Source organism: Bowmanella yangjiangensis (assembly GCF_017255015.1).
GTDB lineage: Bacteria > Pseudomonadota > Gammaproteobacteria > Enterobacterales > Alteromonadaceae > Bowmanella > Bowmanella yangjiangensis.
The window spans coordinates 1-1,699 of record NZ_JAFKCS010000169.1 but is presented as its reverse complement, the minus strand read 5'-3'; the positions used below and the strand labels follow the sequence as shown (position 1 = coordinate 1,699).

Here is a 1,699-nt window from a genome sequence, read left to right as displayed (position 1 = left end):
CGATGACCCAGCTCAGCGACATCACCCAGCAGAACGCCGCCGCCTCGGAAGAGCTGGCCGCCACGGCGGAGGAGATGAACGGCCAGTCCGTCCAGCTGCAGCAACTGATGCAGTTCTTCCACCTGGCCAGCCGCGCCAGCGCCGGGGTGACTACACTCGGTCGCCCGCTGAGTGCCGCGCCGGCGCGCGCAGCGGTGGTGGCGGACGACGAAGAGAGCGGCTTCGTCCGCTACGGGAGCTGAGCCATGGGTGCCCTCGTCGATCTGCCTCTGGACACGCCTGACGGCTGCGCACAACAGCAGCGCCAGTACCTGACCTTCCGCGTACAGCAGGACATGTACGCGGTGGCCAGCCGCTACGTGCGCGAGATTCTCGAGTACGACCAGGTCACCCAGGTGCCGATGATGCCCAGCCTGGTGCGCGGCGTGATCAACCTGCGCGGCGCCATCGTGCCGATCATCGACCTCGCCGATCGCTTCGGCCATGGCCTGAGCCCGCTCGGCGCACGCACCTGCATCGTCATCGTGGAGATCCTCGACGAGGACGAGACCCACCTGATGGGCGCGCTGGTCGATGCCGTCAGCGCCGTGGTCGAGATCGAGGCCGACGCCCTGCGTCAGGCCCCGGCCTTCGGCAGCCGCGTGCGCAGCGAGTTCATCGAGGACATGGCGCGCCTGGACGAACGTTTCATCACCCTGCTGCGCATGGAGCAGGTGCTCTCGGTCGAGCAGATCGCAGCCATGGCCGGCCTGCGCAACGAATCCCTTTCCCCCTCTGCAGACGTGCGCTGACGCGCAGGAGCCCTGCCATGACCATCAGCAAGAAAATGACCCTCCTGGTTCTCTCGGCCCTGCTCGGCATCCTGCTGCTGTCGGGTGTGTCCTACCAGCAGATGAACCAGGTGTTCAACGCCGCCAACTTCGGCAACGTCAACTCGGTGCCCGCCATTACCGCCCTGGCCAAGCTCGGCACGGCGGTGAACATGCAGGTGCAACTGGTCTACGAACATGTACTGAGCGCCGACGACCAGGCCATGGATGCCGTGGACAAGCGCATCGCCGGCAACCGTGGCGACATCCAGGCCGCCCTCGACGACTACGCCGCGACCATCAGCGACGAGCAGGACCAGCAGCTCTTCGACACCGAGCATCAGGGCATCGACAACCTCCTCCAGGGCATCGACAAGGCGCTGGCTCTGTCGCGCCAGCACAAGGACGAGGCCGCGCGCGAATCCATGCTCGAATTGCAGCACGCGGTCATCGACCCGCTGCGCAGCGCCATCGACAAGCACCGCGACTACAACATCGCCATGGCCAACGACGGCAGCCAACAGGCCCAGGCCAGCCTGCAGCACGCCACCTGGATCGCCATCGTCGTCTCGCTGGCCACCCTGCTGGTCATCGGTCTGTTCGGCGGTTTCATCACCCGCAACCTGCTGCGTCAGCTCGGCGGTGAACCGGCCTACGCGGTGGAAGTGGTCAGCCGCATCGCCGCCGGCGACCTCAACACCGAGGTCAGCACCCGGGACGGCGACACCAGCAGCATGCTGGCCGCGATCAAGGGCATGAGCGAGAAACTGGCGCAGATCATCGGCGAAGTGCGCAGCAATGCCGATGCCCTCACCAGTGCCTCCGAACAGATCTCCGCCACGGCCCAGAGCATGAGCCAGGGCGCTTCCGAACAGGCCGCATCGGTGGAG

The 1,699-nt window shown here is 66.4% G+C and carries 3 protein-coding genes; all 3 read left to right on the top strand.

All coding sequences use genetic code 11. The features are described from left to right. Nucleotides 1–242, top strand: a 242-nt coding sequence (locus J0A65_RS23005; protein ID WP_232850118.1) for a hypothetical protein, incomplete at its 5' end; no start/stop codon positions are given. A gap of 3 nt (nt 243–245) precedes the next feature. After that, nucleotides 246–791 carry a chemotaxis protein CheW gene (locus J0A65_RS23000; RefSeq protein ID WP_206596628.1) on the top strand — a complete coding sequence of 182 codons (546 nt, stop codon included), beginning with the start codon at nt 246–248 and terminating at the stop codon, nt 789–791. Nucleotides 792–808: 17 nt separating this feature from the next. Next, nucleotides 809–1,699 (top strand): MCP four helix bundle domain-containing protein (locus tag J0A65_RS22995; protein WP_206596627.1); only part of this gene is annotated, 891 nt, incomplete at its 3' end.

What these genes read in the sequence shown, in the direction of transcription:
- J0A65_RS23000 (WP_206596628.1), top strand. Translation starts at nt 246, where the DNA reads ATGGGTGCCCTCGTCGATCTGCCTCTGGACACGCCTGACGGCTGCGCA.